The 16,888-nt window shown below is 54.6% G+C and carries 19 protein-coding genes and 1 pseudogene; 4 read left to right on the top strand and 16 right to left on the bottom strand.

Going from position 1 to position 16,888, the window contains the following annotated elements:
- Positions 1-28: 28 nt before the first annotated feature.
- Genes CGS49_RS07085 through CGS49_RS07075 form a run of 3 tightly spaced genes read left to right on the top strand, consistent with a single transcriptional unit; the run spans position 29 to position 2,444 of the window.
- Positions 29-955 carry an ABC transporter ATP-binding protein gene (locus tag CGS49_RS07085; RefSeq protein ID WP_097801167.1) on the top strand — a complete coding sequence of 309 codons (927 nt, stop codon included), beginning with the start codon at positions 29-31 and terminating at the stop codon, positions 953-955.
- A 1-nt stretch (position 956) separates the two neighbouring features.
- The gene (locus CGS49_RS07080) at positions 957-1,706 is read left to right on the top strand and encodes an ABC transporter permease (protein ID WP_097801166.1); all 750 of its coding nucleotides are present in this window, start codon (positions 957-959) and stop codon (positions 1,704-1,706) included.
- Between the two features lie 3 nt (positions 1,707-1,709).
- A complete protein-coding gene (locus tag CGS49_RS07075; RefSeq protein WP_097801165.1) occupies positions 1,710-2,444 on the top strand; it encodes an ABC transporter permease in 735 nt (244 codons plus the stop codon).
- Here CGS49_RS07075 and CGS49_RS07070 read toward each other — a convergent pair.
- The 15 genes and pseudogenes from CGS49_RS07070 to CGS49_RS14545 all read right to left on the bottom strand — a co-directional run bounded on the left by CGS49_RS07070 (position 2,368) and on the right by CGS49_RS14545 (position 15,951).
- A complete protein-coding gene (locus CGS49_RS07070) occupies positions 2,368-4,263 on the bottom strand; it encodes a recombinase family protein (RefSeq protein ID WP_242975405.1) in 1,896 nt (631 codons plus the stop codon). The genes CGS49_RS07075 and CGS49_RS07070 overlap by 77 nt on opposite strands.
- A 239-nt stretch (positions 4,264-4,502) precedes the next feature.
- Positions 4,503-6,230, bottom strand: a complete 1,728-nt coding sequence (locus tag CGS49_RS07065) for an ABC transporter ATP-binding protein (RefSeq protein WP_005927528.1) — start codon at positions 6,228-6,230, stop codon at positions 4,503-4,505.
- Positions 6,231-6,233: 3 nt separating this feature from the next.
- Positions 6,234-8,003 carry an ABC transporter ATP-binding protein gene (locus CGS49_RS07060; RefSeq protein WP_179859046.1) on the bottom strand — a complete coding sequence of 590 codons (1,770 nt, stop codon included), beginning with the start codon at positions 8,001-8,003 and terminating at the stop codon, positions 6,234-6,236.
- 74 nt (positions 8,004-8,077) lie between these two features.
- The gene (locus CGS49_RS07055) at positions 8,078-8,692 is read right to left on the bottom strand and encodes a hypothetical protein (protein WP_005927524.1); all 615 of its coding nucleotides are present in this window, start codon (positions 8,690-8,692) and stop codon (positions 8,078-8,080) included.
- A 268-nt stretch (positions 8,693-8,960) separates the two neighbouring features.
- A complete protein-coding gene (locus tag CGS49_RS07050; RefSeq protein WP_005927522.1) occupies positions 8,961-9,917 on the bottom strand; it encodes a helix-turn-helix domain-containing protein in 957 nt (318 codons plus the stop codon).
- A 51-nt stretch (positions 9,918-9,968) separates the two neighbouring features.
- Positions 9,969-10,208: an alpha/beta fold hydrolase gene (locus CGS49_RS07045; protein ID WP_005927518.1), complete on the bottom strand. Its 240-nt coding sequence runs from the start codon at positions 10,206-10,208 to the stop codon at positions 9,969-9,971.
- A 174-nt stretch (positions 10,209-10,382) separates the two neighbouring features.
- Complete coding sequence (locus CGS49_RS07040; RefSeq protein WP_005927511.1) at positions 10,383-10,982, bottom strand: L-2-amino-thiazoline-4-carboxylic acid hydrolase; 600 nt, start codon at positions 10,980-10,982, stop codon at positions 10,383-10,385.
- Positions 10,979-11,641 (bottom strand): L-2-amino-thiazoline-4-carboxylic acid hydrolase, encoded by a 663-nt coding sequence (locus CGS49_RS07035; protein ID WP_005927508.1) that lies wholly within the window; start codon positions 11,639-11,641, stop codon positions 10,979-10,981. Before CGS49_RS07035 ends, CGS49_RS07040 begins: the two co-directional genes overlap by 4 nt.
- Positions 11,638-12,564 carry a ketopantoate reductase family protein gene (locus CGS49_RS07030; RefSeq protein WP_097801164.1) on the bottom strand — a complete coding sequence of 309 codons (927 nt, stop codon included), beginning with the start codon at positions 12,562-12,564 and terminating at the stop codon, positions 11,638-11,640. The genes CGS49_RS07035 and CGS49_RS07030 overlap by 4 nt, the downstream gene beginning before the upstream one ends.
- Positions 12,561-12,725, bottom strand: a pseudogene (locus CGS49_RS14450) (class I SAM-dependent methyltransferase); the annotation flags it as partial. The pseudogene CGS49_RS14450 and the gene CGS49_RS07030, both read right to left, overlap by 4 nt.
- Before the next feature lie 102 nt (positions 12,726-12,827).
- The gene (locus CGS49_RS07020) at positions 12,828-13,529 is read right to left on the bottom strand and encodes an L-2-amino-thiazoline-4-carboxylic acid hydrolase (protein ID WP_097801163.1); all 702 of its coding nucleotides are present in this window, start codon (positions 13,527-13,529) and stop codon (positions 12,828-12,830) included.
- The gene (locus tag CGS49_RS07015; protein WP_005927492.1) at positions 13,526-14,389 is read right to left on the bottom strand and encodes an MBL fold metallo-hydrolase; all 864 of its coding nucleotides are present in this window, start codon (positions 14,387-14,389) and stop codon (positions 13,526-13,528) included. Before CGS49_RS07015 ends, CGS49_RS07020 begins: the two co-directional genes overlap by 4 nt.
- Positions 14,390-14,398: 9 nt before the next feature.
- Entirely contained in the window at positions 14,399-15,007 is a 609-nt protein-coding gene (locus CGS49_RS07010; protein WP_097784008.1) for a class I SAM-dependent methyltransferase, read from the bottom strand.
- A gap of 1 nt (position 15,008) precedes the next feature.
- Complete coding sequence (locus CGS49_RS07005) at positions 15,009-15,623, bottom strand: class I SAM-dependent methyltransferase (protein ID WP_005927487.1); 615 nt, start codon at positions 15,621-15,623, stop codon at positions 15,009-15,011.
- Positions 15,624-15,825: 202 nt separating this feature from the next.
- The gene (locus tag CGS49_RS14545) at positions 15,826-15,951 is read right to left on the bottom strand and encodes a hypothetical protein (protein ID WP_005927484.1); all 126 of its coding nucleotides are present in this window, start codon (positions 15,949-15,951) and stop codon (positions 15,826-15,828) included.
- A 25-nt stretch (positions 15,952-15,976) separates the two neighbouring features.
- Between CGS49_RS14545 and CGS49_RS06995 the strand changes: the two genes are divergently transcribed.
- On the top strand, positions 15,977-16,378 hold the full coding sequence (locus CGS49_RS06995) for a hypothetical protein (RefSeq protein ID WP_242700301.1): 402 nt from the start codon (positions 15,977-15,979) through the stop codon (positions 16,376-16,378).
- Positions 16,379-16,605: 227 nt separating this feature from the next.
- On the opposite strand, the gene CGS49_RS14300 is transcribed toward CGS49_RS06995, so the two are convergent.
- A partial coding sequence (locus CGS49_RS14300) for a hypothetical protein (protein ID WP_207653399.1) occupies positions 16,606-16,888 on the bottom strand: 283 nt, incomplete at its 5' end.

The raw sequence follows: 16,888 nt of genomic DNA, 5'->3' as shown, positions 1-16,888 counted from the left end.
GACCACAAACGAAAAGGAGCGAACTGCTATGAAACCTGTCATCGAGACCCATGGCCTGTGCAAGAGCTACGGCGGGCGCACCGTCGTGGACCATCTGGACCTGACCGTGCCGCAGGGCTGCGTCTACGGCTTTCTCGGCCCCAACGGCGCAGGCAAATCCACCACCATGAAGATGCTGCTGGGCCTTGTGCACCCCACCGGCGGCAGCGTGGAGCTGCTGGGCCACACCCTGAACGAAGAAAACCGCATCGGCCTGCTGCGGCAGACCGGCAGCCTGATCGAGTCGCCCTCGGGCTACCTGCACCTGACCGCCCGGGAGAATCTTGCCATTGCCGCCGACCTGAAAGGCGTGGAGCGCAGGGACATCGATCGGGTGCTGGACGTGGTGCACCTGACCAGCGCCGCGAACCGGAAAGTGGGGCAGTACTCCCTCGGCATGAAGCAGCGGCTGGGCATCGCCACGGCATTGCTGGGCAGCCCGAAGCTGCTCATTCTGGACGAGCCCACCAACGGGCTGGACCCGGCGGGCATTCAGGAGATGCGCAGTCTCATCGCCGCCATGCCGGAGAGCACCGGTGCCACCGTGCTCATCTCCAGCCACCTGCTGGGCGAGATGGAGCAGATGGTGTCGCAGGTGGGCATCCTGAACCACGGCAAATTGCTGTTCGAAGGCCCGCTTGCCGCGCTGCAGCGCCACGCCCGGGGCGGCGTGCTGCTGCGGGTGCTGGACGCACAGCGGGCCGCCGCCGTGCTGCAGGCGCAGGGCATCCGGGCCGTGACCCGGCCCGTCCAGCCGGACACGCTGGAACTGCCGCCGATGCCGGACGAAGCGCTGGCAGCCCTCGTCGGTGCCCTTGCCGGGAGCGGGGCCGGGGTGGTGGGCCTGACCAGCCAGACGAAGAATCTGGAGGAGATCTTCCTCAGCCTGACCAAAGGCGACGGGGAGGTGGCGTGAGATGGCAGCCTTCCGCGCAGAACTGCAAAAAGCCCGCCGTCGGCACGACCTGCTTTTGTGCCTGCTGCTGCCGGGCATCGTGGTGCTGTGGGTGGGCGGACTTTCCCCGTCCAGCCCCGAGGAGCTGGCCAACGGCTACAGCGCCCTGCTCTACAGCATCCCGGTCATCGAGGCCATTCTGCTGCCGGTGATGATGGCGGTGCTGGCCTCCCGCCTGTGGGATATGGAGGTGAAGGGCAATACCGCAAAGCTGCTCTACACCCTGCAGACCCGCCGCAGCCTGTTCGCGGGCAAGGCGGTGTTCGGCACGCTGGAAGTGCTGCTGACCGCTGTGCTGGAGCTTGCCTGCGTGCCGGTGCTGGGCCGGGTGCACGACTACACCGAAGCCTTCCCGAAAGGGCAGTTCGTGTACCTGTTCGTCTGCACGCTGGCGGTGGACCTGATGCTATTTTTCGGCGAGCTGCTGCTCATGCTCTGGTGCGGCAATCCGCTCCCGGCGCTGTGCGTGGGCATCGTGGGGGCGCTGGTGGGCCTGTTCTCGGCCTTTCTGCCGCCGCTGGTCAGCTATTTTGTGCCCTTCGGCTACTACATCCCGCTGAGCGCTTATGAAGTGGCAAACTGGGACCAGGCCAGCCATCTGGTCACCTACGGCACCCGGGCCCACAACTGGGGACTGCTGGCCTTTACCATCCTGCTGGGCATCGGGCTGTTTGCCGCCGCCTGGCGCAAGGTGCAGACGGAGGAGGTATAACCCATGCTGCAAAACTGCATCCGTGCGGAGAACCGCAAGCTCCACGCTTCGCCCATCTGGATCATGTTCTTTCTGCTGCCGGTCATCTCGGCGGGGTACGGCACCTTCAACTACCTGCAGAATCTGGAGATTTTAACGGACGGCTGGTACAGCCTGTGGACTCAGCACACCCTGTTTTACTCCATGTTCTTCTTCCCGGCCATGGTGGCCGCCTACGCCGCCTACCTGTGGCGGCTGGAGCATCTGGGCCACAACTGGAACTTCATCATGGCCGCGCCCGTGCACCCGCTGGCGCTGTTCGCGGCAAAGTTCGTGGTGGTGGGCAAGCTGGCATTGCTGACCCACGCCTTCGTGTTCGTGCTGTACGCCTTCTGCGGCAAGGTGTTCGCCCGCCTGCCCGGCACCCCGCCCCTGGTGCTGGCGCTGTTTCTGCTGCGCGGGGCGCTGGGCGCACTGGCGGTCATTGCGGCGCAGCTGGTGCTGGCCATGGTCATCCGCAGCTTTGCGGTGCCCATCTTTCTGGGATTGCTTGGCGGCATCACCGGCATTTTTGCCGCTGCCAAGGGCTTCGGCCTGCTGTGGCCCTACGCCCTGATGCAGGCCGGCATGAACGCCAACCGTAGCACCGACATGCTGGCGGGCCAGTACGCGCTGTTCTTTTTCAGCTGTGTGCTCTGGCTGGCTGCGATGTTTGCGCTGGCGTACCTCCTGCTGCAAAAGCGGGATGTGAAGGCGTAAAAGCGCAGAATAAAAGCAACCCCCGGGAGCGTTTCTTCGCCGTTTTGGTGCGGAAATGCTCCCGGGGGTTGTGCAATTTTTCAGGAAACGGCGCGGTTTTGGGGCGTGGCGCAAACGATCCGGCGTGCCATGCCGAAAAAGCAAAAAAGCCATGAAATCTTTCGATTTCACGGCATTCACGCACAGCTTCCACGTTAGACATTCCTATGGGATGGGACCCGCGGGCTAAGCAACAGCCCACTGGGCTGATTGCTTGCGGCGCTGCACGCCGCCGCCCTGTTCGAGCCCCTTCCATCGTGCAGACAAAAAGAAAAACCAGTACACAACGTGTACTGGTTTTTCTTGGTGCAGTAAAGCAATCCAAATCCGAACCATTTCCCTTTGATGCGGCTTCTGCCGCTTCTCCAAAAGTCACGGTCTGTGTTCCTTCTTTATAGTTGAAGGTTATCAAAACCTTATCATCGTACAGATAAATCGCATTGATGAAGGTATCCACCAGCGCCTGCCGCTGGTCTTTCAGGCTCATGTCCAGTTTACGGAACCGCAGCAGCCAGAACCGGATGAACTCCTCCGTGACCTTGGGCTTTGCCAGCTTCTCTTCTGCAATGCGGGCTTCAAGCTCACGCTTGGTTTCTTCCAGCTGCTCCAGCCGCTCCTTGGTGGAGCTGGTCAGGATACCGGCCTGAATCGCATTGAGCATATTCTGGATACCAGATTCAGCATCCCGAAGCTGTTTCTCATAGAGGGGAATGTTGGTGTTCTCCTTGTTTTGCAGTTCCATCACCTTGGCGATGATAGATTCCATGGCGGCATCGTCTTTGACAAGCTGCATCGTCTGGTTGACCACCAGATCTTCCAGCCACTGTTTACGGACGGTCTTTTTCTTGCAGCCCTTGTGCTTTTTGGCAGTGGCACATTTATAGTAGCGGTGGACTTCACCCGTCCGGCTCGTGCCGCTTTCGCCAAACATCAACGCCCCACAGTAGCCGCAGAACAGCTTGGTGGTGAGCAGGTAGTCATCCTCTGCCTTTCTACGGGCAGGGGCTTTCTTGTTTTTGGCGATTTTCTCCTGCACATCCTCAAACAGTTCCAGCGGAATGATGGGCGGGATAGCATCCGGTACGACCACATCCCGGAATTTCAGTTCTCCGATGTACCGCCGGTTTTTGAGCATATGTTCGACGCTGTTATAGGTAAACGCACCGCCCACCGGGTTCTTGATGCCGTTTTCGTTCAGCCAGTCCCGGATCTCCTTCATGGTGGAGCCTTCATTGTACTTCTTGAACGATTCCAGCACAAAAGGCGAGGTGAGAGGGTCAATATGGAACTTCCGTTCCGAATCCAGCGTGTAACCAAAGGTTCCACGACCACCGTTGCAGCGTCCTTTCAGGATGTTCTCGGTCTGTCCACGCACGACCTTCTCGGCAAGGTCAGCGGAATAATACTCGGCATAACCTTCCAGCACCGATTCCAGAATGATGCCCTCCGGCCCCTCGGAGATGATCTCGGTGGCAGACATGAGCTTGACACCATTCTTCTTCAGCTGGGTCTTGTACCGGGCACTGTCGTAGCGGTTCCGGGCAAAACGGTCAAGCTTCCAGACCAGCACAATGTCAAACAGCTTTTTGTCGCTGTCTTTTATCATCTGCTGAAACTCCGGGCGGTTGTCCGTTTTGGCAGAGATGGCACGGTCAATGTAGTGCTTGACGATGGTGATGCCATTCTTTTCCGCATAGGCAGTGCATTCACGAATCTGGCCTTCAATGGATTCTTCGCGCTGGTTATCCGATGAATAGCGGGCATAGATCACGGCGGTCATGGCAAGCACCTCTCTTTTATGCATCAATGGACGGTAGAGTGTTCATTTCAAAGCAATGTTTCGTATAATGTATATACCATACTTTTCATCCTATTGCAATAGGTTTATAGAATGTCATTTTTCCTGAATGTCATTTTTATGATGGACTCCTGTACAAATTTCGGCTGAACGGTATTCAAAAAGGATGTTCTATCCCATGACAGAGCATCCTTTTGAAACAGCTTTCTCTTATTATAGCTTTAAATCGTCCAATTCTGACTTGCTGATTGCAAATCAACCATGTGCGCATACAATCCGTTCCGAGCATAAAGCTCATCCGGTCTGCCTTGCTCCGCTACGATGCCATCCTTCAGCACAACAACCTTGTCTGCACCTGCCACGGTACGCATCCGGTGAGCGATGATGAGAACGGTCTTGTTTTTGATGAGGCGGGACAGAGCCTCCTGAATCGCCGTTTCGTTCTCAACATCCAGACTTGCGGTGGCCTCGTCCAGCAGAATGATGGGCGCATCCTTCAGAAAAGCACGGGCGATGGAAATGCGCTGACGCTCACCGCCGGAAAGAGCGCAGCCATTCTCGCCGATATTGGTGTTCCACTTGTCCGGCAGCTTCTCGGCAAATTCCTCGCAGTTTGCCAGCTTTGCCGCCGTAAGGACCTCCTCGTCGGTGGCACCTTTGCGCCCCAGACGGATGTTTTCGAGGATTGTGTTGTCAAACAGGGTCACATCCTGAAAGACGATGGAATACAGGCTCATGAGTTTTTCCGGGTCGATTCGGGAGACATCCATGCCGCCCACGGTGATACTGCCCTTCTGGTAATCCCAGAACCGTGCTGCCAGCCGGGAAACAGTGGTCTTGCCGCTGCCGGAGGGGCCCACCAGCGCCGTAACCTCCCCCTGCTTTGCGGTAAAGGAGACATCCCGCAGCACCGCTTCACCGGAGTCATAGGCAAAGCCCACATGGTCGAACACGATATCGCAGCCCTGATTGGTCAGCTGCTCGCTGCCGGTCTGCAGGGGAGCGTCCAGAATCTCATTCATCCGCCCCACATTGGTACGCATGGCGATGACCGCCGCCAGATTCTGCAAAGCCCCCTGCATGGGGTCGTACATCCGGGATGCCGCCATCAGGAACAGAAACAGGGTCAGTACGTCGATGCTGCCCTGCACCAGCAGCACCGAACCGGTGAGCGCCACCGATGCAATGCCCAGCTTGAGCACCATGCCGGCGGAGGACACAAACAGCGCTGTTTCCAGCTCTGCCACAATAGACTGCTTTTCCACTGCCCGAATTTTGCCGGAAAGGCCGGACAGATACTGCTGCTCCGCATTGCTGGCTTTCAGGTCCCGGAGAGTCTCGATGTACTCCTGAATACCGTCCGCACAGGCCATTTTCGCCGCCATGGTCCTGGCCTGCACCTTATCCTGTACCCGATAGCTGCCCACCACGATGGCAGCGGATACCGGAATGACCCACAGAGCCGCCAGTGCCATCCGCCACTCAAAGGCGAACAGGCTCAGGGCAATGAGCACCGTGGAAATGAGGGAGCCGAACAGACCGGGGATGAAGTGGGAGCAGTCCTTTTCCAGTACCTCGCAGTCCGCCATGATGGTGCTTGTCAGGTCGGCAAGGTCTCGCTTGCCGAAAAATGACAGAGGCAGCTTCCGCAGCCGCTCTGCAAGGGTCAGGCGGCGGGTGCCGCTCTCTTTATAGGTGGTAAAATAGGTGCCGTTGTACTGGAACCATGTGGTCAGTAAAATCAGTGCAAAGCAGGCAACGCATCCCAGCAGATAAAAGGTACTTCTCTCACTCGTAGAGCCTGCCAGCAGGTCTTTTACCAGAAGATACAGCAGCCCGGTGGGCAGCATGAACGCCATGTTCTGGAACGCACAGGCCAGAACGCCCTTTACAAGCCCCTTTGCGCCCTCCGGGGAGCTGGCTGTGGCGTGTTGAATTTTTTCGATCATTCCTTACCCCTCCTTTGCGACCTTCCACTGCACCGAGGCCTGATAGTCCTGCCACATCCGGGCAAACAGGCCGTTCTGCGCGCACAGTTCGTCCTTTGTGCCGGATTCCACAATCTGCCCATCCTGCACCACATAGATGCAGTCGGCGTTGGCTACGGTGGACAGACGGTGTGCGATCATCAGCACGGTTTTGCCCTTGGCAAGCTGAGCAAAGGCTGCCTGCACCTTTGCTTCATTGTCCGGGTCGGCAAAAGCGGTGGCCTCGTCAAGCAGCAGGATGGGCGCATTTTTCAGCATGGCGCGGGCAATGGCAATGCGCTGCTGCTCGCCGCCGGACAGATACACGCCTTTTGTGCCAATGACGGTATGGATGCCCTCCGGGAACTTTTCCACGATATCCATGCACTGTGCAGCTTTCAGCGCCGCCAGCACCTCGGCTTCGGTGGCCTGCGCTCTGCCCAGCCGGACGTTGTCCAGAATGCTGCCCTTGAGCAGGCGGCTGTTCTGGAACACAAAGGAGATGGTGTCCATCAACTCTTCCTTGGGGATGTCCCGCACATCCGCTCCGCCCACCCGGACGCTGCCGCTCTGCACATCAAAGAACCGGCAAATCAGGTTTGCCAGTGTGGATTTGCCGCCGCCGGAGGGGCCAACGAAAGCCACCATCTGACCCGGCTGAATTTTCAGCGAAACGCCCTTGATAACATCCGTTTTGCCATCATAGCTGAAATGCACATCCTTCAGGGACACAGAGGCATCTTTCGGATGCCGCGGATGATCGTTTTCTGGCACAGGTTCCGCATCCAGAACCGAATCCACACGAGCCAACGCATCTGCCACAACGAGTTCATTTTCGCTCATGTACATGATGCGGGTCAGGGTCAGGGAGATTACCGGGGTAATGATGATGTAGAACAGCAGGTTCAGCAGAAATTCCGAAGTCACACCGTTCCGGGTGAACAGAAGCCCACCTACAATCAAGAAAGCAAACACACCGTTGATTGCGGCAGTATAGAGCATCATCGGCATCCGCAGCTCTTTGGTGTAGGCAATGACCCACTTTTCGTACTCATCAATGGTCGCTTTGAATTTTTTGAACGAAAAGACGGATTGCCCGAAGGTCTTGACTACCGGGATGCCGCGGACATACTCCACGGCCTCGTTAGACATTGATTCCAACGCATTACCGTATTGCCGCATTTTGTCTGCCATCCGCCTTCCTGTCATGGCGGACATGATGACGAAGCCCAGTGCCACCGGAACGAGACTCAGCAGACCCAGCCGCCAGTCGAACACAAGCAAAAGAACCAACAGACCTATGGGTGTTGCCATTGCATTATATTTGTCCGGCAGCTGATGGGCGAGAAATGTCTCCGCTGCGCCAGTACTCTCGTGGATGATCTTGCGCAGCTTACCGCTGCCAAACGTCTCCGTAAAGCCCAGCGGCAGTGTGGCAAGGTGTTCGGAAACCTCCAGCCGCAGATTGGTCGCCACCCGGAACGCCGACAGATGGGAGCACATCAGTGCCGCAATGTAAATGAGGTAAGCCAGCACCGCAAACAGCACTGCCATCCAGCCGTAATGGGGGATGTTCACCGCCTGCGCATAGTCCGGCGCGGCGTTCAACACATCCCGCAGGATCTTCCAGATGTACACAAAAGGCACCAGCGCCACCAGCGCACTGACCGCAGACAGCACCCACGAAGCGTAGGTGAAATATCGGTAGTTCCCGGCGTAGCCCATCAGCCGGGAAAGATCGGACTGTTTTTTCACGGAAAGACCTCCTTCAAATCAGATTGCGGCAAAAATGTGCTGTGGTATTTCAACTCCACAGCACATTCTGCGTTTTAACCCGCCAGATTTTCGGTGCAGAACAGCTCAATGCAGTTGTCGATCATCGTCTGGTCACAGTCGGTGGAAATGCCGGAGGCCAGCCAGTAAGCATATTCGCCTGTATCGTACTGGCTCAGAGCTTCTGCATCCGAACCATAGCGAAACTCAATATGGTAAGTTTCCGCACTGGTGTCCGGCGCAAGGAAGAAGTAGGTGAACTCGCCGGAATCGGCATCATCGCTTTGAAACTCATACAGCCCACGCACAGGCTCCATGCCAATATAGTGATAGGTATGGGAGAACAGCACATTGCCGTCCTTATCGGTGCCGGAAATGGTAGAAGTTTCACCATCGAAGGTCAAGATCGCAAGGCTATTGGTAAAGCCGCAGAAATAGGCTCCGCCGCCGTTGGCATACGCTTTGACTGCATCTTCGCCGTAAACATCACCTGTCACCATAGAGGACAGCTTCTCAAAAGCAGCTTCGGCATTGTCCTCGCCCACGAGAGCGGTACAATCATCCAGCCATGTCTGCTTATATTCGTCCGCCAGAATCACCGGCCACAGTTCCTGATAGCTGCCCGTTAGGTCGTTCAGCAACTGTGCAGCGGCAGCTTCGTTTTCATCCACAGCAGAAGAGGCGGTCTCTTCTACGGAAGAAACAGTGCTTTCTGCGGCAGAACTTGCAGAAACGGGAACAGAGCTCGCCGTGCCGCTGCTGCAGCCAACCAGAAGAGAAGCAGACAGAGCTAGCACAGCAGCTGCACTCAGAATTCTTTTCATCAAACGCATTATCAATTTCCTCCACAAAATCAGAATATCGGCGTTAGTTTCAACTAATCGCGATACTGATTTTACTGGAACCGGACTTTCTGCGCAAGAACCAAATCGACAGAATCTATCCAATCGGACGCATCTTCCGATACTCCGTAGGCGTCATGCCGGCTGCTTCCCGAAATGCAGAAGAAAACTTATTCGGATTTTCGTACCCGACCCGATGGGCGATTTCAGCAACCGTGCAATCGGTTTCGAGTAGTAGCTTCTGTGCCAGCTGCAGCCGGTACTCTTTCTGATACGCATAGACCGAGCTTCCGTAAATGCCTTTGAAACAGCTTTTTAATGCCGTAGGCGAAAGGCCGACCTCCTGTGCAAGCTGTTCGATTGTACGGCGAACTGTCAGTTCCTGCGTGAGAAGAGCCGCAGCCTGCTTCACACACTCCACCTGATGCTGATTGAAATACTCTGTCTGCTGCACATCTTCCCTGTTTTTCAGCCGGGTCAGAATATGCAGCAACTCCAGCACTTTCAGCCGAAGATAGCCAGTGTCCGGCACAGAATGCGCTGTATAAAGCTCTGAAAAAATATGGGCAATGGTCGGTTCTGACCGCAGGATACAGCAGCGGTTTTCCGTGCAGATGTACCGCCGTATGACATCAAGGTCTACGCCGTACCATTCCATTTGTTTCCGCATTTCCGGCGAAATCGCATCCAGATCCAGTAGGATGGTGATGCCGTGGTAGTGCCGCAGCGGAAAGCAGGAGGACGACTTTTTGCGCGCCGCTGCACACACCGCAAAATCCCCTGCTGCCAGATAGCAGCAGCTATTTGCCCCAAAACTGCACTCGTAACGCCCCACGCGGCAGTGGTTGATCTCAATGACATTCCGCATTGGTGCCGTGGCTTCCTCAAAGAATGCAAGGTGCATATCGTTATAATACAGCTCTGCACCCAAAAACAGTGGACAGATAATCATACTCCCAGTTCCTGTCTCATTGGAAAATTTCACGGTGTGAGGCATTTCAGTCGAGGTCGTTTCTTCTATGGAAAGATCAAAAAGTGATTTATGCATAGCCATTCTCTTTTCCTGAAGATTCGCTTTTTCTTACTGATTCGCAGACGTGAACTGTCAAATTCCATTTCTCTGCAAAAATGTTTCCATCAAATCAAGATACCGTTCCGCCTGAACGATAAAGCCCACATGACCGCCCGGAACTGTGCGGATCTCCGCATCCAGTTTCCGGAACAGATCTGCGAACCGTTTCTGATCTTCCTTTTTGAAAATGTCATTTTCCGGGAGGAGGATCAGTATCCTCCCCCGCAGATATTCAAAATCATTTGCTTGGAAAGGCGGGTAATCCTTCAGCATATATACACACCGGAAGCTATGGATGCACTTTCTGCAAAAAACACAGACAATTCAGCAATCGCTGTCAGCCTGCGAGGTGCGCAGAGTGCTTTTTCTCATACACCGCAGCCGCGATGCACCAGCAGATAAAACGCTTTGTTTCTTCTTTCTTCATTTTCTTCGCTTCCTGTGCATCTATTTTATGGTTTTCATGCAAAAATCGCAGTGGTCATTTCCGCGCCCTAGCGTCATGCTTCTCTCCCAGATCAGCTTCGGATGCAGCCCGGTATAGCTGATGTCATCACTGTCACAAAAGCAGCGGCACAGCTCCGGGCAGCCGTATTCTGCGCAGGTGTCGTGATAGGGACACTTCATCATATCCACACGCCAGACGCCGTTACCGGTCTGCAGTTCTTTTGGGGCAAAGCCCGCCGCCGGGCCGAAAACGCTCCGGGTGGATTTGACGAAAACGCCGGGAACAAGGCGGTAAAGCCCCGGTATGTGCAGCAGGGCGGCAAGCTGTTTGTGGCTCGTTCTCGCCAAGTGCTCCACATAGCCGTGAACGGTTTGCAGTGCCTCCTCTTTCGGCATGACCCGCTGCAAGGTCTCGTAGGCCGAAATGCCCGGCAATATCTGCCGCTTGAGGTGATATTGCTTTTCCTTGCTTGCACCCGCATTTTCAGCCAGCAACGCACTCAGGCGTATATCGAAAGCGGTGTTCAGTTCCTTTGCCCGCGCGGGAAAGCGCAGTGCCACAGTCTCCCGGAAATCACGGGAGAGATAGGTTTCCTTCATCGTCCTGCCTCCGTTCCAGCTTTCACGAAGCCCTTCTTTTTATACCCGCAGTCGCAGTATGGGCCGCCGGAGGCGAGAGTGTACTGCCGCACAAAGTTCGTCGCAGCGCCCGCTTCGCTCATGGTGTAGTCCAGATGGCACAGGGCAGGGGTCAGATCGTACAGACCCAGTTCCTTCATCAGCACACAGATGCCGCACTTGGTAAAGCGTCCTTCATAGCCGCTGCCGTCAGGGTATTCGTAAAATTCCATGTTCCACGAGTAGGGGTTGCGGTCGGCGGCTTTCAGAGCAGCGGTGGCCTTCATGGCGGCAATATCCTTTGGGGTAAACTTGCTTTTTCCGCTCTTGCGGCAGAACCACTGCATGGGCTTTGTCATCATGGACTTTGCGTAGTAATCCGTCAGCCTGTCCACCTCCGGACGTTGCGGCATGGAGAGGATGAACGCGCCGAGCATTGCGCAGTTGACGATGTTCATCTTGAAGCGGTCCGCTTTTTCAAACTCCGGTAGCCTGCGGATGATCTGCCGGTATTGCGGCTTTGCCTTTTTCGTGATGGCTCTTGCGGTGGCTGCATCATAGCCCAGCACAGCGGTCAGCTGCTTTTGAAAGGAGCCTGAAAACAGCACCCACATTCCCATAGGCATCCCGGCGTATTTCATTGCAGACACCTCCCGGCTTCCGTTTCCAGTGCCTGCCATACCGGGTAGGCTGCGCCATGTTCATCGAAAAATTTCTTAAGATCCCGGTTCAGCGCACTCATTTCGTCGATGGCGTTCATGGCATGGTCGGAGGCGCAGAGTTTTCCCAGCGAGGTGGCGCACATCAGCTTGAAAAAGCGCAGGCAGGTCTTGCGGTATTTCTCCCCTTCAAAGTCTGCATCCTCCTTGGGCAGAATGGTGTGCCCGGCATCTCGGATGGCGCGGTATCCCTCGATGTTGGCATCCAGCACACGGTTCAGGTACGCGGTATCGCCCCTGAGCTTTTTCAGGTCGCCGTCTGTCTTATAGCAGGCGAAGGCCGCAGGCGTCACAAACGCGGCATGGCAGAGCAGATAGTCCTCCATGTTCGGCTCGTAAACGACCTTATATTTTGTGCCGTGGAAGATGCGCCCGATCAGCTGTTTATTGGAGATTGCACCCGGCAGCTGTCCGATGGTGATCTTTTTCAGGTCGATGGAGACAACCCGGTCAACCTCCCGATGCCCCGCAGAAAGCGCAAAGGCAAACAGGACGTTCTTTTCCGGAAGTGCCGCCGCCAATGCTTTTGTCTGTACGTTGTTGCCCACAAAAACGATGTTCTTCGTCCGGTTCGCCCGCAGCGTGTCCAGAACGGAATCCAGCTGTGTATAGCGCAGGACCACAAAGATCACATCGTACATTGCATCCGGTGCAAGTTCAGTCACCACCGGAATGCGGCTGACCGAGGTGCGGAGCGAAAATTTGTCCTTGATCCGCAGGCCGTTCTGCTTGATCTCCGCAGCCCAGTTTCCCCGCGCAAGCAGAGTGACATCCTTTCCGGCGCGCAGCAGATTTCTTGCCAGATTGCACCCCAGAACGCCTGCACCATATACCAGAATTTTCATAGCTTGCCTCCAAATCCGATCTTCACGATCTGCATTTTCATTCCGTTGTCACCGACCTTGGCGAGAAACCGGAAAAAACCGCTGACGGAAGGGTCTTTCAGGTCGCTGTAACCTAACATATAGCCCCGACTGGATACTCGCAAACGGTTGTCCCATGGGGTAAAGATGCACCATCCCAACAGCCCCTTTGCGGATGCCCGCAGCGCAGACCAGAACCAGCAGTGCCCCCAGCCCAAGACCTTCCAGAATCACCTGTAAAAGCATTACTTATTCCTCCTATATCCGTTTTCATCCCGGTATTCGGGATGTTCCTTTACGTATGGATCCTTATCGCCGCAGATGGTATAGTCGCATCGGCAGCCGTCCACGCAGGTGGTCGTCCGCACGAGCTTGGCATGGAGCAGTTCCATGGACGCATAGTCCACATTGCACAGGGCGGGCATAATGTCCGCAAATCCGAACCGCTTGGCAAATTCCGCCGCCGGACACGCCGTAAATTCATAATAGATGGGCTTGCTGTTTTCGTAAGGCGCAACATCCATCTCGTAATCATGCCATGTGTCACAGTGCTTTTGGGCGGTGCTGAATGCCCGATACATCAGCTTTTTCCAGAATGGCTTGTTGATGTCAACGAATCGCAGCTTCCAGAAGGACGGCAGGATCAGATTTTCTTCTATCTCTTCCATTTCGCGGAATGTGACCACATCCCGGCACACATCGTAAAAGCACATGATGGCGATGCAGTCGTAGGTGCCGCCTACGCCGTTGTGAAAATTCTTTTTACCGCCGAGGTCGGTGCGCCACTTGGAAAGAAGCTCTGCGTATCTCAGCTGCACCTGCTCCCAGACCGCCTCGCGCTCCACCTCCGGATAGTGCAGAGTGATTTTCGCCAGAATTTCCTTTTTGCAGGGTTTGGAATATAGCACATGGCAGCTACGGTCAATTTGTAATTCACTGTCCTTCATCTTCCCACGCCTTTCAGAAAACCACTCTTTGCATTTTCTTCGGTGTCGTCCGATTCGTCGTAGGCATCATAGGGTGCCGATGGGTCGTGGACTTTTTTCTTGAAGGGCGAGCACAGCTCATTTTTGTGCGCAAAGGCAAACTCCATGTTGTCCGTCCAGCCGGTGTGACCGGTAATGAACAGCGGATGCAGTCCGCGTTTTTTCAGCTTTTTCTCCAGCAGTGTCAGAGACTTCACTGCCAGCTTGTTATCCTCTGCCAGCGCAGAAATAAAACTGTAGCCGCCGTCCGCGCCAAACCACAGCGTGTCGCCGATAAAAATGTACTTATCGTCAATGAGGTAGACCATATGTCCCCATGTATGACCGGGAACCAGAAAACACTCGATCCTGACGCCGTCAATGTCAAGTACCTGTCCATCGTGCAGCAGTACCTTTTCGTTGTTGATCGTGACCTGCGGCAATTTATAGAGATGATAGATGACTTTTCGCCGCACCTCGCCGGTGAGATACCGGTTCTCGATCTCGCCGATGTACAGCTTCGCATTCCGGAACAGCCCCGGACTGTCTGCTTCCACCGCACCCACATGGTCGGTGTCCTGATGGGTGATAAGGATATGGTGCATCGACTTCGGATCAATCCCAAGCCAGCCCATTTTTTCGGCAAGGCGGTCGTAGTTATATCCCGCATCGACCATAATGGTCGTATCGCCTTTGCGGTAGAAGAAGATGTTCGCCACCCATTCGCGCACGCAGGCAACATTCTCGTCGATCCAGCCGGTGTTCAAAGGCTTGAAGATTTCCTTGCCCCGGTACATCCAGCTCATTGCTTTTCTTTGAAATTCCGTTGCTTTTTTCGACATGATCGCACCTCATTTCTGTGCTGTGATGCACAGCCAGCCCTTTTTATTTTTGTGGTTCTGGATCTTACAAAATCCTGCTTGCTCCAGATACTCTTTCAGTGCAGTGTCCGTATAGATGGTCATGCCATCGATGATCTGCGTCCATTTGTCGTCTTTTGTTGTTTCGCCGTTTGCTTCATTGCAGATGAAAAAGACCCCGCCGGGCTTCAGCACTCGATAAACCTCTCTGAAATTCTGCGCAAGTTCCGGCCAGAAATAGACCGTTTCAAAGGCGGTCACCACATCAAACTGCTCCGCTTCAAACGGCAGTTCTGCCACACTTGCCTGTTGCACGGTACACCGTCCTGCCGCAATGGCTCTGGCATTGACCTTTCGCGTTTTTTCCACGCTGACAGCTGAGTAGTCGATGCCCTGCACCTTGCCGTTGGGGCACAGTTTCAGCAGTGTCTTAATGTTCGCTCCACCGCCGCAGCCGCAGTCTAGCACCATGGCATCCGGGGCAGGCTTTAAAAAGCGCAGCCCCCATTCTGCCATTGCGCTGTGTCCAAAGTTCATCATAGCAACCATGATCTTCCCGCCAAAGCCTACGGGCTTTCGGGTGTTTTCAAAAAAGGACATATCACACCTCCGATTTCACACATTCCGTATAGGTCAGCGGAAAAGAGGCCTTTAGAACGACACTATTTCGTACTGCCCAGCCGTTCTGATGCAGGAAACTCAGGTATTCCTCATTCGTCCACTTGCTGTGAAGCGGAAAGCCTGCCAGCTTCATGAAAAAGGCTTTGACCTTGCCGGGAAATGAGTTTTCTGCGTGAGTAAAGGTGGGCGCGATCAGCACACCGTCATCCTTCAACACCCGTTTGATTTCTCGCAGTGATTTTTCTGGCTGCGGCACGATGTGCAGTGCGTTAGATACGATTACCACATCGAATGATTTGCTCGAGTATGGCAGAGAAAACATATCCTGCACGGAAAAATGCAGTTTCGCAGAGTAATTCCCCCGCTTGGCCTCTGTAATCATTTCCGGAGAGGCATCCGTCGCCTCGATGTGTGCCGTTGCTTTTACGATGTGCTTGGCGATCAGCCCTGTTCCGGTAGCCAACTCCAGCACCGTTTTGTCTTTCACGACCGGACAGATCAGCTCATACATTTTTTCGTATACTATCCTGTCTTTTCGCATAAAGCAGTCATACAGACCTGCATTTCTGTCCCAGAAATTCTTGCGTGCTCGCATTGCTGTCTCTCCTTTTATAGTTAGATTTATCTAACCACCACGTGCACCGATAAGTTAGATTTAGCTAACTTCCAACCCTATAAAAAGCCGCTTCTCAACGGTCCTTCTGCCAAAATAATACGCCCTGCCGTCTCCTCTGTCAAGAAGTTTAGGCATTTTCGGAGATTCCGAAAGAGATTTCGCTTTCGGGAGCCCCCAACCGTTACCCCAGTGCCACATCCAGCACCATCATCACGCTGAAGCCCACCACGAAAAGTACCGTGCCAACGTTGGAGTGCTGTCCCTGCGACATTTCCGGGATCAGTTCCTCCACCACCACATACAGCATGGCTCCGGCAAAAAGGTCAAGGGCTTTGCGGTACTATAAGCTCGGCGAGACTCCTGCCTACTACATTACCGCATGGTACAACCTGTTGAGCGGCAAGTGGGAGTTTGGCAAAGTCCACGCCACCGAGACTACCGTGGAGGGTGTTACTGTGGAGCTGACCACCAATGGCCGCCACGCGAATTACGAGATGAAGCTCTCCGGTTTTGGTCTGGACACCAGCGCCAACAAGGTCTACGGCGTAGTGCTGACCACCGCCGATGGCAGCGAGTATGGCCTGCATCATGTGACCAATATCTGGCGCGGCACCGAGCTGGGCTTCAATACGGACGAGACCTATCTTGCCTCCATCATCGGCAAGACTGTTACTCAAATCACCTACTACACCGCCGACGGTGTGTATGTTCTGCCGGTCAACGTAGCGTTGTAAAGTCGCGGGCAACTGCCTGATTTAGCAAAATACAGTACAAAACGGCAAGGTCACTTGGCAGCAGGCGATCTTGCCGTTTTTATTGCCGTCTGCGTCTTGAATGCACAAGCAACATCCTGTTGCAGCTGGCAGTAGAAGGATTTACCGCAGACAGAAAATGGGATTTGTTCTGATTCACATAGCGTATTTTTTCCTAAAGCCACAAGATGTGTCATACTTTTCTTGCTTCACTTCAACAAATTTTTCAAAACCCTCTTGACGATTTTCACACACAGTGGTATTTTTCTTGTAAATCCCACTGCTCTTGTGGATTGGTTTGAACCTTTCCACAAGATGTGGTCGTGTTCATTTTGAACACTGCCTCGCCGTGGATTATCCCTGAAAAATTCACCGCCCCGCAACACACCCGATTCATTTTGCCGCTGTTTCACCCGACAAAATCCATCGCTATGCTGCATGGGCGGTATTTTTCTTTTACGGGAAACGCACCTTGAAAATCTCATGAGCCGA

Source organism: Faecalibacterium langellae (assembly GCF_002549775.1).
GTDB classification, from domain to species: Bacteria; Bacillota; Clostridia; order Oscillospirales; family Ruminococcaceae; genus Faecalibacterium; species Faecalibacterium langellae.
Note: the sequence above shows the minus strand (reverse complement) of the source record. Positions and strands in the feature narration are given on the sequence as shown.